Consider the following 17,756-nt stretch of genomic DNA (forward strand, 5'->3'; position numbering starts at 1 on the left):
TCGCTTTTGGGCATTTCTGAGCCGGTTGAGAGCAGAAGCCGCAGCCCATATGATCCAGATTTTAAATCATTTTCTTTGTATGATCTTGCCTCGCATGAGAGACAAACCTTCGCGCTCCAAAGTCACCGTGATCTCCTCCCCGCCGGATACGCGGTTGAGAGGCGTGCAGCGAGCCTCGTGTCGCGCTTAGGACGGCATCCCACCACCCCAGCCAGTCCTCGCGCCAACTTGTTGGTTTTTCCGCGCGCGAAGCCTTGGGGAAACGCCTGACAATGCCCCCGTGCGCGCCGTCAAGCGGATGATCGGCCCGGTGTGCAGATCGACCGCGGGGAATTTCGCCTTGCTGCCCGGCGCCACACGCGAGGCCACGCGCGAAATGGCCCGGGAAATCGACCGGGCCGTTACGGCCGTCGCCGCGCGGCACGAGGAACAACTGGGCGTCAATCCGGTCGTTCACACCCTGACCCAGGTCGGCGGCACGGGCGGCGGCTTGGGCAAAATTGGCGAAGTCGCGGGGCGTGCAGCCAAGCGCAGGCATCACGCCGCCCGTGGTATGGGCATTGCGACCGTCCAGCGTTTCGCGCGCGATGGCGGTGAAGACATCGGCGACGACGGGGCCGCCGGCCTGCGCAACGTTTGCGTGAAACTCCTCGAAGCTGATCGGGATGTGCCGGATCTCGCGGCCGGTGGCCTGGGAAAGCTCTGCCGCCATTTCCGCGAAGGGCATCGGTCGCGGGCCGGCCACCTCCGTCGCCAATGCGTCCGTCAGCCGTGGGGCATCACCTCGGCATCGACCTTTACGCCCGCGGCCGCGACCATCTTGCGCGCACAGAGCGACGTCACATACCCAATGGACCGCTTCCTGCGATGCGCGGGGGTGGCCGCCAAGCGTGCGGTGGGGGCGGCCCTCCCGTTTGCCGGGTCCAGCTTACGCCTTTGGACCGTCTGCAGGACAAAACCGCAAGGCAGACAATGTCCACCCGTCCCGATCAGACGCGCCGCAAGGGCACATCGCGGCCCGTCTTCAGCGCGGGGATTTGCGCGCGGGCGGCTTGAACCCGCGACAGGTCAAGATCCAGCACCGCAAGACCCGGCGCATCCCGACCCAGATCGGCCAGCACCTTGCCCCACGGATCGACGGCCAGCGCGTGACCCCATGTTTCGCGCCCATCGGCATGGTGGCCGGCCTGCGCCGCCGCCAGCACGAAGGCCCCGGTCTCGATCGCGCGGGCGCGCAACAGGACCTCCCAATGGGCCTGCCCCGTCGGCACCGTAAAGGCCGAGGGGATGAAGATGATCGTCGCGCCCTCCTGCCCGTAGCGGCGGTAGAAATAGGGAAAGCGCAGGTCATAGCAGATCGACAGGCCCCACGGCCCCCAGGGCGTGTCCAGCATCACCGCCGCCTCGCCCGGGGCGAAGCGTTTCGACTCGCCGATGGGCGCTTGCCCCTCGATCGCCACGTCGAAGAGATGCACCTTGTCGTAATCCGCCCGGATCGCGCCGGTCGCATCGATCACCGCGGAATGGTTCAGGAACCGCCCGTCCGGCCCCAGAACGGGGGTCGAGCCCGCGTGGATCCAGATGCCATGCGCGGCGGCAAGGTCACGGCAGGCCAGCAGGAACGGGTCATCCTCGGCGGCGACCACCTGTTTGCGCGCCACCTCGGCATTGCGGTTCATCAGCCCCGCAACTTCCGGCAGGCACAAAAGCTCCGCCCCCTCGCCCGCCGCCCGCGCGGCGAGGTCGGCCACCGTCGCGATGTTCTCGGCATGGGTATCGGCCGAACACATCTGCGCCAGCGCAACGCGCAGGGTGGCGCGCTCAGCCACGGCTGCTGAGCGTGCGGGAGACGGCGTCTTTCCAGCCCGCGTAGCGCGCCTCGCGCGTGTCGGCGTCCATCTTCGGCTTGAAGGTGCGTTCCAGTGCCCAATCCTCGGCGAAGGCGTCGAAACCGGGATAAACGCCTGCCTGCATCCCCGCGACCCAGGCCACGCCAAGCGCCGTCGTCTCCAGCACTTCGGGCCGGTCCACATCGGCGCCAAGGATGTCGGCCAGGAATTGCATCGTCCAGTCCGAGGCGGTCATACCCCCGTCAACACGCAGCACGTTCTCGGCCCCACCGGCCCCTTGCCAGTCGGCCTCCATCGCCTCCCACAGATCACGGGTCTGGAAGCCCACCGACTCCAGCGCGGCACGGGCGATTTCCTGCGGTCCGGTGTTGCGGGTCAGCCCGTAGATCGCGCCGCGGCAATCCGGGTCCCAATAGGGCGCGCCCAGCCCGGTGAAGGCGGGGACGAGGTAGATCGTTTGCGAGGGGTCGGCGGCCTCGGCCAGCGCCTGGCTGTCGGCGGCGGCGTCGATGCAGCGCAACCCGTCGCGCAGCCATTGCACCACGGCCCCCGCGACGAAGATCGAGCCTTCCAGCGCGTAGGTCGGCTTGCCATCGAACTGGTAGGCGATGGTGCCCAGCATCCGGTTTTGCGACCTGACCAGCGTATCGCCCGTGTTGAGCAGCGCGAAACACCCAGTGCCATAGGTCGATTTCAGCATCCCCGGCTGGAAACAGGCCTGCCCCAGCGTCGCGGCCTGCTGGTCACCCGCCACCCCGAGAATGGCGATCCCGGCCCCGAACAGGGCCGGGTCGGTCGTGCCGAACTCCGCTCCACAATCGAGAACCTTGGGCAGCAGGGCGCGCGGGATGTTGAAAAGGCGCAGGATGTCGTCATCCCACTGCCCCTCGCGGATATTGTACAAGAGCGTGCGGGCGGCATTGGTCGCGTCGGTCACGTGCCGCTGACCGCCCGTCAGGTGCCAGATCAGCCAGCTGTCGATCGTGCCGAAGGCAAGCTTCCCGGCTTCGGCCTTTTCGCGTGCCCCGTCGACATTTTCCAACAACCACGCCAGTTTCGACCCCGAGAAATACGGGTCGAGCAGCAGCCCGGTCTTCTCCTGCACCATCGGTTCATGGCCACCCTCACGCAGCTTGGCGGTCATCGACGCCGTGCGCCGATCCTGCCAGACGATGGCCTTGTGCACCGGCTCTCCGGTCTCGCGATCCCACAGGACGACCGTTTCGCGCTGGTTCGTGATGCCGATGGCGGCGATCTTTTCGGCGCTCGTCCCGGCCTTTTCCAAGGCACCGCGCACGGTGGCCAGCACCGTGTTCCAGATCTCCATCGCGTCATGTTCGACCCAACCCGAGGCCGGGAAATGCTGCGTGAATTCCTGCTGCGCCGAGGCGACGGGCCGGTGATCGGCGCCGAAGACGATGGCCCGCGTCGAAGTCGTTCCCTGGTCGATGGCCAGAACCTGCGTCATGCCGTGCCTCCCCTCTCGTCTCGCTGTTGTCGAAGCCTACCGGCCACGCGCCGGGCTGCAAGTCATTCGGCGGCGCGGGCCTGCCGCTCGGCCCGCATCCAGTCGTCGATGGCCGCGATCTGCTCCGCGCTCAACCTCAGGCCCAGCTTCGAGCGCCGCCAGACCACGTCCTCGGACGCTTCGGCATATTCGCGCGTCATCAACCAGCGCAATTCGGCCTCGGTCAGGGTCGCACCGAAATCGCGCCCGAGGTCCTCGGCACTCTGCGCATCGCCCATGATCTGCGCCGCTTCGGTCCCATAGGCGCGCACCAGGCGCAGCGCCCACCGCTCGGTCAGAAACGGATGCGCCGCGCGCAGATCGGCCACCAGCCGCGCCACCCCATCCACCGGGAAATCCCCGCCGGGCAGCGGCACACCCGCCGTCCAGACACCGCCCGCCTCGGGAAAGAAGGGCGCGATCTTGGCCAGCGCATCCTCGGCCAGCTTGCGATAGGTGGTGATCTTGCCGCCAAAGACGTTCAGCATCGGCGCGCCCGCATCGTCCAGCGACAGCACGTAGTCGCGCGTCGCCGCCGTGGCGCTTTTGGCCCCGTCGTCATAGAGGGGCCGCACCCCGGAATAGGTCCAGACGACATCCTCGGCGCTGATCGGGTCTGCGAGGTATCCGTTGACGAAGCGGATCAGGTAATCGCGTTCCTCTGGCGTGCAGACAGCCTCGGACGCGTCGCCGTGATGCTCCTGATCCGTGGTGCCGATCAGGGTGAAATCCGTCTCGTAGGGAATGGCAAAGATGATGCGCCCGTCCGAGCCCTGGAAGAAATAGCATTTGTCATGCTCGAACAGGCGACGCGTCACGATATGGCTGCCGCGCACAAGGCGCACGCTTTCGCTGGAGTTCTGCCGCGCCACGTTCTGCACAATATCGGCGACCCACGGCCCCCCGGCATTGACCAGCGCGCGGGCCAGATGATCGGACCGCACACCGTCCCGCTCGACCGTCACGCGCCAAAGATCGCCCTCGCGCGTTGCTGACACGACGCGGCTGCCCGTGAGGATCGTCGCACCCCGCGCCTCGGCGTCACGGGCATTCAGCACCACAAGCCGCGCATCCTCGACCCAGCAATCGGAATATTCGAACGCCTTCTCGAACTTGGGCTTGAGGCCTTTGCCCTCGACCGACCCCTTCAGCCGCAGGGTCCTGGTCGCGGGCAGGATCTTGCGCCCCCCCAGATGGTCATAAAGGAACAGCCCCGCCCGGATCAGCCAGTCGGGCCGCCGCCCCTTCATCCAGGGCATGACCGCGGTCAACACGCGCGAGGTGGGCGTCTCGGAGTCGAACCGCATGTCCTTCGACAGCGGCAGGACGAAGCGCATCGGCCACGAGATATGGGGCATCGCGCGCAGCAGCGTTTCCCGCTCGGCCAGCGCATGGCGCACGAGGCTGAACTCGAAAAACTCCAGGTAACGCAGCCCGCCATGGAACAGCTTGGTCGAGGCCGAACTGGTCGCGCCCGCCAGATCCCCCATCTCGGCAAGACAGACGGACAGGCCCCGCCCCGCCGCGTCGCGGGCGATGCCACAGCCGTTGATGCCGCCGCCGATCACGAAAATGTCGTAGGTCCGGTCGTTCATGGGTGGCCTCGCGCGCCGGGTCCCGTTTGGTCGTTTTTTTTCATTCCATGTTCGTTTTGTCAATTTTCAAACGCGTTTGTTTTCGATATAGATCGAAACCATGCCGATCACACCCCGCCAAGACGATATCCTGCGCGTAGCCCGCGAAATCGGGCGGGTCGGCGTCGATGATCTCGCCGCCCAGTTCGATGTCACGGTGCAGACCATCCGCCGCGATCTGACCGAGCTGTGCGAAGCCGGGTTGCTCGACCGCGTCCATGGCGGCGCGGTCCTGCCGTCGGGGGTCACGAATATCGGTTACGAGGAACGTCGCCGCACAGCGGCCGGTGCGAAAGAGGTCATTGCACGGGCCGCGGCCGCGCTGATCCCGCCGGGTGCATCGGTGTTCTTGAACATCGGCACCACGACCGAGGCGGTCGCACGCGTCTTGCGCGATACGGCGAACCTGATGGTGGTGACCAACAACATGAACGTGGCGCAGATCCTTTCGGGCCATCCCTCCGCCGAGGTGATGGTGACCGGTGGGCGGCTGCGCCGGGCCGATAACGGCCTGGTGGGCGAGCGGGCGACGGCTACGATTAATCAGTTCAAGGCCGATTTCGCCATTCTCGGCTGCTCGGCCGTCGACCTCGAAGGCGACCTGCTGGATTTCGACCCCGAGGAGGTCCGCGTCACCAAGGCCTTCCTGTCGAAAGCGCGCAGCGCGATCCTTGTCGCCGACGACAGCAAGCTGGAGCGCAACGCGCCCGTCAAGATCGCCAGCCTCACCGGTTTCGATCGCTGGATAACCAACGCCCCGCCCCCCGAGGCGTTGCAAGACCTTTGCGCCGAAAGCGAGACAGAGATCACGATTGCGGGCTGACCCGCGCGATCAGATCCTCGACCTGCGGCCCCAGCGCCTCGACGATCAGGGCCACGCCCTGCGCATTCGGGTGCATGCCATCGGACTGCATGTAAGTGGAATACGCCGCCTCGGGGTCGGCCGCGGCCGCGGCGCTCAAGGGCGCAAGGAAGCTTTCGGCGTAAAGCGTGCCGTATTCCTCGGCCAGGTCGGGATACATGGCGTTGAACGCGGCCTGGTAGTCAGGGCCATAATTGCCCGGCGCGCGCAGGCCGACCAGCAGCACCTCGATCCCCTGCGCCTCTGCCTCGTCGAGGATCCCGGCAAGGTTCGCGCGGCTTGCCTCGGGCGGGATGCCACGCAGCAGGTCGTTGCCGCCAAGCGCCACGATCATGGCATCCACCCCGGTGCCCAGCGCCCAGCCGATCCGCGCCAGACCGCCCGCCGTGGTGTCGCCCGATACGCCGTGGTTCTCGATCCGCACGGCATGTCCCCGCTCGGTCAGCCACGCCTGCAACTGCGGCACGAAGCCGTCGCCATCCATCAGCCCGTACCCTTGCGTCAGGCTGTCGCCCAGCGCCACGATGCTGACGGGGCCCTCCTGCGCCGCCACCGGCCCTGCGACCGCAAGCGCCAGCAGGGCGGCCTTGCCCCACATGCGCATGGCCCCATATGCCCTGTAGAAAAGTGAACCGAGGCGTTCAGCCATGTCCGATCCCGTCCTGTCCCTGTCCGATGCCCGGCTGTCGCTGTCCGGCAATGCCGGGCCGGTCGATATCCTCCACGGCATCACGCTAAGCGTGAACCGGGGCGAGGCGGTGGCGCTGACGGGTCCGTCCGGATCGGGCAAGTCGTCTCTCCTCATGCTGATGGGCGGGCTGGAGCGTGCCACCGGCGGCTCGGTCATGGCGCTTGGCCGCGACCTGACCGCGATGAACGAGGACCAGCTGGCCCGGTTTCGCCGGGAACATATGGGGGTGGTGTTCCAATCCTTCCACCTGATCCCGACGATGACCGCACTGGAAAACGTCGCGACGCCGCTGGAACTGGCCGGCCATGCCGACGCCTTCGACCGGGCCGAGGCGGAACTTGCCGCCGTGGGCCTTGGCCATCGCGCGGGCCACTACCCCAGCCAGATGTCGGGCGGCGAACAGCAGCGCGTTGCACTGGCCCGCGCCCTGGCCCCGCGCCCCGAGATCCTGTTGGCCGATGAACCCACCGGCAATCTCGACGGGGCCAACGGCGCGGTCATCATGGACATGCTGATGGACCTGTCGGCCAAGCACGACGCGACCCTGGTCCTCGTCACCCACGCGCCCGAACTGGCCCATCGCTGCGACCGTGAGATCCGGCTGCGCGACGGGCAACTCGACACCCCCGCCGCGCGGGAGGCCGCCGAGTGAGCGTCGCACTGCGCATCGCCCGGCGCGAGTTGCGCGGCGGGCTGAAAGGGTTCCGCATCTTCCTCGCCTGTCTCGCGCTTGGCGTCGCGGCCATCGCAGCCGTGGGATCGGTGCGCACGTCCATTCAGCAAGGGCTGGTGAGCGAAGGCGCGGTGATCCTTGGCGGCGACGCGCAGATGGCCTTTCCCTTCCGCCGCGCGTCCGAGGAAGAACGCGCCTGGATGGCGGACACCGCCACCCGCGTGTCCGAGACCGTCGATTTCCGCTCCATGGTCGTGGTGGACCGCGACGGCGAGACCGAACGCGCCCTGACGCAAGTGCGCGGCGTCGATGATGCCTACCCGCTTTACGGCACGGTCGGCCTGTCCCCCGAGATGCCCATTGCCGAGGCGCTGGAAACCCGCGACCTGCCCGGCGCGGTGATGCAGCGCCTCCTGATCGACCGGCTGGCGCTGGAGATCGGCGACACCTTCCGCCTCGGCACACAGGACTTCGAGTTGCGCGCCGAACTGACGCTGGAACCCGATGGCGCGGGCGGCGGCTTCAACCTCGGGCCGCGCACCATCGTCTCGCTTGAGGGGCTGTCCGGGTCCGGCCTCGTGCAGCCCGGCACGCTCTACGACAGCGATTTCCGCCTTGCCCTGCCCGAGGGCGCGGACCTTGCCGCGCTCGAGGCCGAGGCCGAGGCGCTGTTCGCCGAACAGGGCATGCGCTGGCGCGATGCGCGCAACGGCGCGCCCGGCGTGCAGACCTTCGTCGAGCGGATCGGCGCGTTCCTGGTGCTGGTTGGACTGGCGGGGCTTGCCGTGGGCGGCGTCGGCGTCTCTGCCGCCGTGCGCGCCTATCTCGAGGGCAAGGTCGCCACGATTGCGACGCTCAAGACGCTCGGCGCCGAAAGCCGCACGATCTTTACCGCCTATTTCGCTCAGGTGGGGGCGCTGACCCTGTTGGGCCTCGCGCTCGGGCTGGTCCTCGGTGCGCTTCTGCCGCTGGCCTTCGCCCCGCTGATCCAGGCGCAACTGCCTGTGCCGGTGGCCATCTCGGTCTATCCCGGCCCACTGGCCGAGGCCGCGGCCTATGGATTGCTGACCGCCGTGATCTTCACCCTTTGGCCCTTGGCGCGCACCGAACAGGTCCGCGCGGCATCGCTGTTCCGCGACGCCGGCGGGCCGCGCGCCTCGCCGCGCCTGCGCTACCTGATCGTGATCGCGGGCCTTGTCGGGGCGCTGATCGCGACCGCCGTCTGGTTGTCGGGCATCCCGCGCATGGCCCTTGGCACGGCGGCGGGCATCCTTGGCGCGCTCGGCCTTCTGGCGCTGGCGGCCCTGGGCATCCGCGCCCTGTCGCGCCGCATCGCCCGGTCCCGCGCGCTGCGCGGGCGCACCGCGCTGCGCACCGCGCTCGGCTCGGTCGGCGGTCCGGGGTCCGAGGCGACAAGCGTGGTGCTTTCCCTCGGCCTCGGCCTTGCCGTTCTGGCCGCCGTGGGCCAGATCGACGCCAACCTGCGCGCCGCGATCCAGCGTGACCTGCCCGAGGTCGCGCCAACCTATTTCTTCGTCGATATCCAGCCGGACCAGCTCCAGCCCTTTCTCGATCGGGTGCAGAACGATCCCGCCGTCAGCCGGGTCGACACCGCGCCCATGCTGCGCGGCGTCATCACCCGCATCAACGACCGCCCCGCCGCCGAGGTCGCGGGCGATCACTGGGTCATCCGCGGCGACCGGGGCGTGACCTATCTCGACACCGCACCGCCCGAGGGCGAGATCACGGCAGGCGAATGGTGGCCCGAAGGCTATGACGGCCCGCCGCAAGTCGCCTTCGCCACCGAAGAGGCGCTGGAAATCGGCCTGAGCCTCGGCGACACGATCACCGTCAGCATCCTTGGCCGCGACGTGACCGCCGAGGTCACGGCCTTTCGGCAGGTGGAGTTCGAGAATGCGGGCATCGGCTTTGTCCTGACCATGTCGCCCAACGCCCTGCGCGGTGCCCCGCATACCCATATCGCCACCGTCTATGCCGCGCCCGAGGCCGAGGCGGCGATCCTGCGCGACGTGGCGGGCGATGCGCCCAATATCACCGCGATCCGGGTGCGCGATGCGCTCGACCGCGTGGCCGACGCACTGCGCAGCCTTGCCGCCGCGACCTCCTACGGGGCGGCGGCCACACTGGTGACGGGCTTCGTCGTCCTGATCGGGGCCGCGGCGGCGGGTGAACGCGGCCGCGTCTACGAAGCCGCCGTCCTGAAGACCGTGGGCGCGTCGCGGCGAACGATCCTTGTCAGTTTCGCCCTGCGCTCGGCGCTGCTTGGCGCGGCGGCGGGCGGTGTTGCGCTTCTGGCGGGCGTGCTGGGCGGGTGGGCCGTGATGACCTTCGTGATGGATGGCAGCTACCGGTTCGAACCCGTCTCGGCGCTGGCCATCGTCATCGGCGGCGCGGTGACGACGCTGCTGGCCGGGCTGGCTTTTGCGTGGCGTCCGCTCGCCACGCGCCCCGCGCGCGTGCTGCGCGCCCGCGAATGAGGCAGAAACGCCTCGCGCCGTCGGTGACGCGCACCGCAATGCCCCCTTGCCCCTTGCCAAGCGCCGCCGCAGCGCGCACCTGACTCTCATGCTTCGTTCCGTCCGCACGCTTCTGGGCCGCAAGGACCGCCCCGACACCGCCCCCCGCGCCGGGGCCGAGGCCCGCCCCGAAGACATGCCGCGCCCCGCGCAAGCGACCTATGTCGTGGGCGATATCCACGGGCGCGCCGATCTGTTGGAACTGATGCTGGAACTGATCGACGCCCATATCGGCGGGACCGAGGCCAGCGATCCCCGGCTGGTCTTCGTGGGCGACTATGTCGACCGGGGCCGTGGCAGCGCCGAGGTCCTGGCCCGCCTGCGCGAGCTGACCCGCGACTTTCCCGACAACGTCACCTGCCTCATGGGCAACCATGAACGCATGATGCTCGATTTCCTGGCCGACCCGGCGACGCGCGGCCCCCGCTGGATGCGCGCGGGCGGCAACGCGACGCTGTCCAGTTTCGGGATCGACCCCGAGCCGCTTGCGTCGCCCGCCTCCCCCGACGCCTTCCGCGAGGTCGCGCGCCATCTGAAATCGGCCATGCCCGACGGGCTTGAGGGCTGGATGACGGGCCTGCCGCTCTCGTGGCATTCCGGCAATCTCTGGGTCGTGCATGCGGGCGCCGACCCCGCCCACCGGATGGAGGATCAGACCGGGCGCGTCCTGCTCTGGGGGCATCCGGAATTCGAGAGCGAGCCGCGCGGCGATGGCCTCTGGATCGCGCATGGTCATATCGAAGCGGAGCTGCCCTTCGCGGGCGACGGGCGCATCGCGACCGACACCGCGGCGTGGTCCACGGGCCGCCTGACCGCCTGCGCGATCCGCCCCGACGGGCGGCACGATTTCCTGCAAACCTGAGCCGGGCGTCCTAGCGGTGCAACCGCTCCTCGGCCCCGTCCTCGATCTTCGTCTTCCAGAGCGCAACGCGCGAGCGGAACGCCGCGCGCCCGATCATGTGGGCCGCCACGGGGGCCGTGATCAGCAAGAACAGGATCGTCGCCAGCGCCCGTGTCACGACACCGGTTTCGGCGAAATAGATCGCCACCGCGCCAAGGATCAGGCCCGCGCCCAGCGTGCCCGCCTTGGTCGAGGCATGCATGCGGATCAGAACGTCGGGCAGGCGCAACACGCCCAACCCCGCAACGAGGCAGAAAAATCCGCCCAGCAGGATCATGATGGCCATTATCCAGTCGAGGATCATTTGCGCTGCTCCCTGTGCGGTTGGGTCATGGTCGGGCCCGCCTCTCCGATCCCGGCGCGGCGGCGGTCCACGAACCGCGCCAGCGCCACGGTGGCGAGAAAGCCGACCAGCGCCAGAACGATGGCCACGTCGACGAAGGCCGTGTCCCCCGACAGGATCGCGTAAAGGCCGCAGAAGCTGACGATCTGAACCGTCATCATGTCCAGCGCCACGATCCGGTCGGGCAGGCTCGGCCCCTTGATGAGCCGGATGAAGGCCAGCGCCACGCCCAGCATCACCATGACAAAAGCCACGTCCACGGCGATTGAAAGAATATCCATCCCTGTCACTCCATCGCTTCGCGGACCCAGCGGGCCATGCCGGTGCGGATCTGCGCCCGGATCGCATCCGGGTCGTCGGCGAACATCGCGTGAATATACAGCGTCTTGCGGTCCTCGGTCACATCGAGGCTGAGCGTGCCGGGCGTCAGCGAGATCAGGTTGGTGACCAGCAGGATCTCCATCTCGTCATCGGCCTCCAGCGGGACCGAGATGATGCCCGGCCGCGCCTTGTGCGCGGGCGTCAGCACGTCCCAGACCACCTGCACGGAGCTGACGACCAGTTCATACAGGAACAGGACCCCCAGCTTCACCCAACGCCAGACGCGTTTGAAATAGCGGTCGCAGCCGGGAAAGAGCGGCTTGGTCACGAAAAGCGCCGCCGATCCCAGCGCGAAGCCCACGGCCAGCCCGGTCAGCGTGATATCCCCGGTCAGCGCGGCCCAGGCCACGGCCAGGGCGATGTTGAGGATGAAGATATTCATGGCAGCACCTCCGCCTGCGCCAGCCCGGTCGCCTCCATCGGCACGTCACCCAGCACGGCCGCCACATAGGCCGTCGGGTCCAGCAACTGCTCGGCCGAGCGTTCGGCAAAGGCCACGAACGGTTCGGGGAAGAACCCGATGATGCAGGTCAGCACCGCCAGCGACGCGATGGGCAACAGCAGGGCCGCCCGGTCGCGGGATGGCAGGGTGCTCAGCGACGGCTCAAGCCCCGAAGGATGCGGCGTCCAGAAGGCCGCGCCCCAGATCTTGGTCATCGAGAAGATCGTCATCAGCCCCACGGCCAGCGCGATACCCGCGATCCAGTAGGCCTCGGTATCGAGAGAGGCCTTGACCAGCACGTATTTCGCCCAGAACCCCGAGAGCGGCGGAAAGCCCGCCAGCGAAAAGGCCGGGACAAGGAACAGCACCGCCAGGACCGGCGCTGATTTGTAGAGCCCGCCAATCGACGACAGCTCGGTCGAGCCCGCGATGCGCCGGGCCACGCCTGCCACGAGGAACAGGTTCGCCTTCACGATGATATGGTGCACGAGGTAGAACACCGCGCCGACAATCGCCAAGGGCGTGAACAGCGCGAGGCCAAGGATCATGTAGCCGATCTGGCTGACGATGTGGAACGACAGGATGCGCCGGAAATCGTTCATCGCCGCAGCCCCCAGAACACCCGTCACCATGGTGAACCCGGCCACCCACAGCAGGATCGTGTGCGTGAACGCAATGTCGCTGGTGAAGATCAGCGTGAAGGTCCGGATCAGGGCATAGACCCCCACCTTGGTCAGCAGCCCCGCAAAGATGGCCGAGACGCTGAAGGCGGGCGTGTGGTAGCTGGCCGGCAGCCAGAAAAACAGCGGAAAGACCGCGGCCTTCACCCCGAAGGCCACCATGAACATCATCGCCACGACGACCAGAAGGCCCTGGTTTTCCACCTGCTGCACCGCGCCGTGCAGGTCGGCCATGTTCAGCGTGCCGGTCATGCCATAGAGCAGGCCGACGCCCGCCAGGAACAGGATCGTCGAGACGAGGTTCAGCGTCACGTATTTGATACCGCCATCCAGTTGCACCCGCTGCCCGCCGAGGATCAGCAGGCCGAAGCTGGAGATCAGCATGACCTCGAACCAGACATAGAGGTTGAACAGGTCGCCCGTCAGGAACGCCCCCACGACACCCGCCAGCAGCACCTGGAACAGGGCGTGATAGCCCAAGGCCTCTTTCCGCTCGTCGATATCGGCCAGCGCATAGACCGACACGGCCAGCCCGGTGATGCCGGTGATGACGACCATCACGGCACTCAAAAGGTCGGCCACCAGCGTGATGCCGAAAGGCGCCGCCCACTGGCCCATCTGCGCGGCGATGACACCCTCGGCCAGCACCTCGGCCATCAGGACGCCCGATGCGATCAGCAGGCCGGCCGAGCCCACGACCGACAGCCAGCGCCCCTCGGGGCCCTTGCGGAACAGGAAGGACAGAACCGCCGTCGCAAAAGGGATGATGATGGGAAGGGCGAGAACCCAGCTCATGCGTGGTCCTCCCCTTCGCGCGGCTCGGCGAGGCGCATCTCGTCGGAATCGAGCGTGCCGAGGTTCTGGTAGGTGCGATAGACCAGTGTCAGCGCAAAGGCGAAGAGGCCGAAGCCGATCACGATGGCCGTCAGCACCAGCGCCTGCGGCAGGGCATTGGCCACGTCACCCAGCGGCGCATCCGCCCCCTCGGGGATCAGCGGCGGGCTTTGCGCGGTCAGACGGCCCGAGACGAAGATCGTCAGGTTGGCCGCGTTCGAGATCAGGATCAGCCCGAAGATGAAGCGCAGCACGTTGCGGGCCAGCATCAGGTGCACCGCTGCCGCCACGAGAACGCCGACCATGATGGCCACCATCAACTCCATTCAGACTTCCTCCTCGAGGGCCAGAACAAGGGTCAGGATCGACCCGAACACGACGAGGTAAACGCCGATGTCGAAGACCAAGACGCTGCTGATCGGCAGGCCCTTCTCCTCCTCGGTTTCGCCGATGAACAACCACTGCCCGGTGAAGAACGCCTCGCCGAAAAACGCCGCGAAGCCCCCGGCGCAAAGGGCGATGCCAAGGCCCACCATGGCGATGTTCTGCGGCTCGACCCTGAGCGCGGCGCGCGTCGCCTCGGCCCCCTGGGCAATGGCGTAGAGGATGAAGCCGGTCGCCCCGATCAGCCCGCCGATGAACCCGCCGCCCGGCAGGTTGTGCCCGCGCAGCAGCATGAAGACCGAGAACAGAAGGAGCAGCGCCACCAGAAGCCGCGTCGCCGCGTTCAGGATGATCGAATTCACCATCTCAGCGCCCCCCGTCCTTGTCGGCGGCATCGCCGCTGTAGCGCGTGCCGCGCAACAGCGCGTAGGCCGCCAGCGCCGCGATCACGACCACCGCGATCTCGCCGAAGGTATCCAGCGCGCGGAAATCCACGAGGATCACGTTGACGATGTTGCGGCCGTAGGCGTCGGGCCAGCTGGCCGCCTCGAAGTAACCGGTGATGCGCCGGTCGAGGTCGCCCTGAAGGACGGCGATCAGGACCGCGCTGACCACGGCCCCCGTCGCAATGGACAGGACCGCATGGCCCGGGCGGCGCGGCTCGTCCCCGAGGTTCAGGTTCGGCAGCTTCAGCATCGCCACGGCCACCAGCACGACGACCAGCGTTTCCACCAGAAGCTGCGTGATCGCCACGTCCGGCGCGCTGAACATGATGAAGATCAGCGCGACCCCGATGCCCACGACCCCTAGCGCCGCGATGGCGGTCATGCGGCTGCCGCTATAGGCGGTCAGAAGCGCGCCGGCGGTGATGAAGATCAGGACCGCCCAATGCTTGAACAGCAGGCCGTCGAACTCGGCCGCGAAGTCGATGCGGAAATCCAGCGCGCCCTGCGCCCAGATCGTGCCCCCCAGCGCCACGGTCAGCGTCGCGAACACGATCAGCATGTAGCGTTGCAGCACGCCCGATTGCAGGTGCCGCGTCTGCCAGGCGGCCAGCGCCTTGATCCCGTCGATCAGCCGATCCCAGCCCGGGTCGAACTTGATCGGGTTGGCGGCGATGATCCGCGCCAGCGCCGCGCGCAGGCGGGCGTGCACGAGGTAGAGCACGATGCCCGTGGCGAAGGTTGCCAGCGACAGCAGGAAGGCGGCATTCACCTCGCGGAACAGGTAGAGGTCCACCGTGTAATCATAATCACCATAGACGGCCCAGGTGCCCGGCGCGACGAGGAACCGCTCCACCGTGTCGGGGAACAGGCCAAAGCCCAGCGACAGCGCGCCCAGGATCAGCGGCCCGATCCACATCACCCACGGCCCCTCATGGGCGGGGCGCGGCGTGTCGGACAGCTTGCCGGTGAAGGGGCGCAGAACGGCGATGCCCGCGGCCACGAACATCAGCGCGGAGGCCGCGAAGATCGTGCCGGTGATCCAGACGGTCGCCTGCTCGTGCCCGAGGCCCGCCTTGTAGAGGAACTCTTTCCCGATGAAGCCCACGAAGGGCGGGATGCCCGCCATCGAGATCGCGGCCAGCGCCCCGCCGAGGAAGGTCAGGGGCATCTTGCGGCCCAGCCCGCGCAGGCGGTCCACCTCGCGCGTGCCGGTCTCGTGATCGACAATGCCGATCATCAGGAACAGCGCCGCCTTGTAGAGCGAATGGACGACCAGGAACACCATCATGCCCTTGATCGCGTCGGGCGAGCCTGTGCCGATGAACAGCGTCAGCGCGCCCAGCGCCATCAGCGTGGTATAGGCCAGCACCTGCTTGATGTCGGTCTGCCGGATCGCCAGCAGGCTGGCGAAAACGGTGGTGAACCCGCCCGCAAGGATCAGCGTCCAGAACCACAGCTCGCTGTCGCCCAGCGCCGGGTTGACCCGCGCCAGCAGGTAGACGCCGCCCTTCACCATCGTCGCCGAATGCAGGTAGGCCGAAACCGGCGTGGGGGCGGCCATCGCGTTGGGCAGCCAGAAATGGAACGGAAACTGCGCCGACTTGGTGAAGGCGCCCAGCAGGAACAGGATGACGATGGGCACGTAAAGCGGATGGGCGCGGATCGCCTCGCCCTGCGTCAGGATCTCGGACAGCTCGAACGTGCCCGCGACATGCCCCAGCAGGATCATCCCGGCCAGCAGGGCAAGCCCCCCCGCGCCCGTCAGCAACAGCGCCTGAAGCGCCGAGCGCCGCGACTTGGCACTGGCATTGTCGAAGCCGATCAGCAGGTAGGAGGAAATCGTCGTGACCTCCCAGAAGACGAACAGCGCGATCAGGTTGTCGGACAGCACAAGGCCCAGCATCCCCACCATGAAGGCCATGAGGAACAGGACGAAACGCGGGTAATCGGGGTGCTTGCCCAGGTAAGCAGTGGAAAACAGCGTCACCAGCGTGCCGATCCCGGCGATAAGCAGGGCAAAGGTCAGCGACAGCCCGTCGATCATGACAGACAGGCGAATATCCATCGACGGCACCCAGTCGATGCCGAGAAGGATTTGCTCCCCCTCCGAGACCGGGCCGACATATTGCAGGAACCACGCGAACAAGGCCGCGGGCACCGCGACCGATATCCAACCTGCCGGACCACCCGCCTTGCGCGGAACCTTTGCCGTGTTACTCGCCACGCTCCATCACCCTTCGTCCTTCGCACCGGCGGCTTCGCCCGGCGCCACTCGGGCGTTTCGCCCGTGTTATTTCTTCGACCTGCGGCAGCCAAGCCGAAGGTCCAGCTTTCACTGGGCACGACGGGATGGGCTGCGCACAGAAAATGACCGAGGGCCCGGACGATGCCGTCGCGGTTGACGGCTGAGGCCGCCACGACACCGCCCGGGAGGAAAGTCTTGCCGGTCCGTGAGCGCCGGAAGGGACTGTACCCGGCGCGGCAAGACCTCCATCGAGCTCCATGCGTGCCCACGGAGCGCCGATACTTTTGCCCTCGGTCACGACAGGAGGTAGGGCGGCACCACCATAGGATAAATGGTAAACCTCTTTAATTATCCATTGGAAGAAACTATCATGCAGCCGAGGCAATATCTGGACCGTCCCATGCACAACGCCATTCCGCCCTTCACGCTGCGCCAGCTCCGCTATCTCGTCGCGCTTGAGGAAACCGCCCATTTCCGCGAGGCTGCGGAAAGCTGCGGCATTTCGCAACCCTCGCTGTCGGTACAGATCAAGACGCTGGAAGAGGCGCTTGGCCTGACGCTGGTCGAACGCGGGCGCGGACCGGTGCAACTGACCGTCGCCGGACGCGAGGTGGCGCGGCGCGGGCGCGAGATGCTGGATGCCGCGCAAGGCATCCTCGATCTGTCCGTGACGCTGAAATCGGGCCTGGGCGGCACGATCCGGCTGGGCACCTCGGCCACGCTGGGGCCCTACCTGATGCCGCATGTGGTGGGCGACCTGCACCGCACCCATCCCGATCTGCGCCTCTATATCCGCGAGGCCGCCCCGCGCGACCTGATGCGCGAGCTGCAGGACGGCGTGCATGACCTGATCCTGACGCAACTGCCGGTGCCGGGCGCGACGCTGTCGGTGGCGCGGCTGTTCCGCGAACCGCTGGCCGTGGCGCTGCCTGCCGATCATGATCTGATCGCGAAAACCGAACTCGACGCGCCGGACCTTGCGCAGCAAACCATCCTGTCGCTGTCGCCCGCCTACGCGCTGCACGACCAGATCGCCGCGATGTGCAGCAACATGGGGGCCGATGTCTCGCGCGATTACGAGGGCACGTCGCTCGATGCGTTGCGGCAGATGGTGGCGATGGACATGGGGCTGACCTTTCTGCCCGCGCTCTACGTGCGGTCCGAGATCGAGGGCCGCGCGCGCGACGTTGTCGTCCGACCGTTCCGGGGGCGGCGCTTTTCCCGCTCGATCGGGCTGGTGTGGCGGGCCAGTTCGGGCGCGGGTCCGGCCTATGACCGGCTGGCCGAGGCCATCCGGTCGACCGCCCGGCGCTTTCCCGAACTGGTGATCGAGGGCTGATGGGCGT

The 17,756-nt window shown here is 67.5% G+C and carries 17 protein-coding genes; 5 read left to right on the top strand and 12 right to left on the bottom strand.

Annotated elements, in window-relative coordinates; all coding sequences use genetic code 11:
* Positions 1–61: 61 nt before the first annotated feature.
* From ABD923_RS13930 to glpD, 4 genes are all read right to left on the bottom strand, one after another.
* Positions 62–727 (bottom strand): Rossmann-fold NAD(P)-binding domain-containing protein, encoded by a 666-nt coding sequence (locus ABD923_RS13930; protein ID WP_345229513.1) that lies wholly within the window; start codon positions 725–727, stop codon positions 62–64.
* A 262-nt stretch (positions 728–989) separates the two neighbouring features.
* Complete coding sequence (locus ABD923_RS13935; RefSeq protein ID WP_259549645.1) at positions 990–1,829, bottom strand: carbon-nitrogen hydrolase family protein; 840 nt, start codon at positions 1,827–1,829, stop codon at positions 990–992.
* The gene (gene glpK / locus ABD923_RS13940) at positions 1,822–3,318 is read right to left on the bottom strand and encodes a glycerol kinase GlpK (RefSeq protein WP_259549644.1); all 1,497 of its coding nucleotides are present in this window, start codon (positions 3,316–3,318) and stop codon (positions 1,822–1,824) included. Before glpK ends, ABD923_RS13935 begins: the two co-directional genes overlap by 8 nt.
* A gap of 62 nt (positions 3,319–3,380) precedes the next feature.
* A complete protein-coding gene (glpD, locus tag ABD923_RS13945; protein ID WP_259549643.1) occupies positions 3,381–4,952 on the bottom strand; it encodes a glycerol-3-phosphate dehydrogenase in 1,572 nt (523 codons plus the stop codon).
* A gap of 100 nt (positions 4,953–5,052) precedes the next feature.
* On the opposite strand from glpD, the gene ABD923_RS13950 reads away from it, so the two are divergent.
* Positions 5,053–5,814 carry a DeoR/GlpR family DNA-binding transcription regulator gene (locus ABD923_RS13950; protein WP_259549641.1) on the top strand — a complete coding sequence of 254 codons (762 nt, stop codon included), beginning with the start codon at positions 5,053–5,055 and terminating at the stop codon, positions 5,812–5,814.
* Here the strand turns inward: ABD923_RS13950 and ABD923_RS13955 are convergent.
* Positions 5,798–6,502, bottom strand: coding sequence for an arylesterase (locus ABD923_RS13955; RefSeq protein WP_259549638.1), 705 nt, complete (start codon positions 6,500–6,502; stop codon positions 5,798–5,800). The genes ABD923_RS13950 and ABD923_RS13955 overlap by 17 nt on opposite strands.
* Between ABD923_RS13955 and ABD923_RS13960 the strand changes: the two genes are divergently transcribed.
* From ABD923_RS13960 to ABD923_RS13970, 3 genes are all read left to right on the top strand, one after another.
* On the top strand, positions 6,501–7,196 hold the full coding sequence (locus tag ABD923_RS13960) for an ABC transporter ATP-binding protein (protein ID WP_259549635.1): 696 nt from the start codon (positions 6,501–6,503) through the stop codon (positions 7,194–7,196). The two genes, ABD923_RS13955 and ABD923_RS13960, sit on opposite strands and share 2 nt — an antisense overlap.
* Positions 7,193–9,715, top strand: a complete 2,523-nt coding sequence (locus tag ABD923_RS13965) for an ABC transporter permease (RefSeq protein ID WP_259549633.1) — start codon at positions 7,193–7,195, stop codon at positions 9,713–9,715. The genes ABD923_RS13960 and ABD923_RS13965 overlap by 4 nt, the downstream gene beginning before the upstream one ends.
* An 88-nt stretch (positions 9,716–9,803) precedes the next feature.
* A complete protein-coding gene (locus ABD923_RS13970) occupies positions 9,804–10,616 on the top strand; it encodes a metallophosphoesterase family protein (protein ID WP_259549631.1) in 813 nt (270 codons plus the stop codon).
* 10 nt (positions 10,617–10,626) lie between these two features.
* On the opposite strand, the gene mnhG is transcribed toward ABD923_RS13970, so the two are convergent.
* The 7 genes from mnhG to ABD923_RS14005 are packed head-to-tail and all read right to left on the bottom strand — an operon-like array spanning position 10,627 to position 16,389.
* Positions 10,627–10,959 carry a monovalent cation/H(+) antiporter subunit G gene (gene mnhG, locus ABD923_RS13975; protein ID WP_259549629.1) on the bottom strand — a complete coding sequence of 111 codons (333 nt, stop codon included), beginning with the start codon at positions 10,957–10,959 and terminating at the stop codon, positions 10,627–10,629.
* The gene (locus ABD923_RS13980) at positions 10,956–11,279 is read right to left on the bottom strand and encodes an MrpF/PhaF family protein (protein ID WP_259549626.1); all 324 of its coding nucleotides are present in this window, start codon (positions 11,277–11,279) and stop codon (positions 10,956–10,958) included. The genes mnhG and ABD923_RS13980 overlap by 4 nt, the downstream gene beginning before the upstream one ends.
* A gap of 5 nt (positions 11,280–11,284) precedes the next feature.
* On the bottom strand, positions 11,285–11,761 hold the full coding sequence (locus ABD923_RS13985) for a Na+/H+ antiporter subunit E (protein ID WP_259549624.1): 477 nt from the start codon (positions 11,759–11,761) through the stop codon (positions 11,285–11,287).
* Entirely contained in the window at positions 11,758–13,296 is a 1,539-nt protein-coding gene (locus ABD923_RS13990; protein WP_259549622.1) for a Na+/H+ antiporter subunit D, read from the bottom strand. The genes ABD923_RS13985 and ABD923_RS13990 overlap by 4 nt, the downstream gene beginning before the upstream one ends.
* The gene (locus ABD923_RS13995) at positions 13,293–13,661 is read right to left on the bottom strand and encodes a Na+/H+ antiporter subunit C (RefSeq protein WP_222191575.1); all 369 of its coding nucleotides are present in this window, start codon (positions 13,659–13,661) and stop codon (positions 13,293–13,295) included. Before ABD923_RS13995 ends, ABD923_RS13990 begins: the two co-directional genes overlap by 4 nt.
* Positions 13,662–14,084: a Na+/H+ antiporter subunit B gene (locus tag ABD923_RS14000; protein ID WP_259549619.1), complete on the bottom strand. Its 423-nt coding sequence runs from the start codon at positions 14,082–14,084 to the stop codon at positions 13,662–13,664.
* Between the two features lies 1 nt (position 14,085).
* Entirely contained in the window at positions 14,086–16,389 is a 2,304-nt protein-coding gene (locus ABD923_RS14005) for a putative monovalent cation/H+ antiporter subunit A (protein ID WP_259549617.1), read from the bottom strand.
* A gap of 421 nt (positions 16,390–16,810) precedes the next feature.
* On the opposite strand from ABD923_RS14005, the gene ABD923_RS14010 reads away from it, so the two are divergent.
* A complete protein-coding gene (locus tag ABD923_RS14010; protein ID WP_345229514.1) occupies positions 16,811–17,749 on the top strand; it encodes a hydrogen peroxide-inducible genes activator in 939 nt (312 codons plus the stop codon).
* Positions 17,750–17,756 lie beyond the last annotated feature (7 nt).

The organism is [Roseibacterium] beibuensis (assembly GCF_039542305.1).
In the GTDB taxonomy this organism is placed as follows: domain Bacteria; phylum Pseudomonadota; class Alphaproteobacteria; order Rhodobacterales; family Rhodobacteraceae; genus Roseibacterium; species Roseibacterium beibuensis.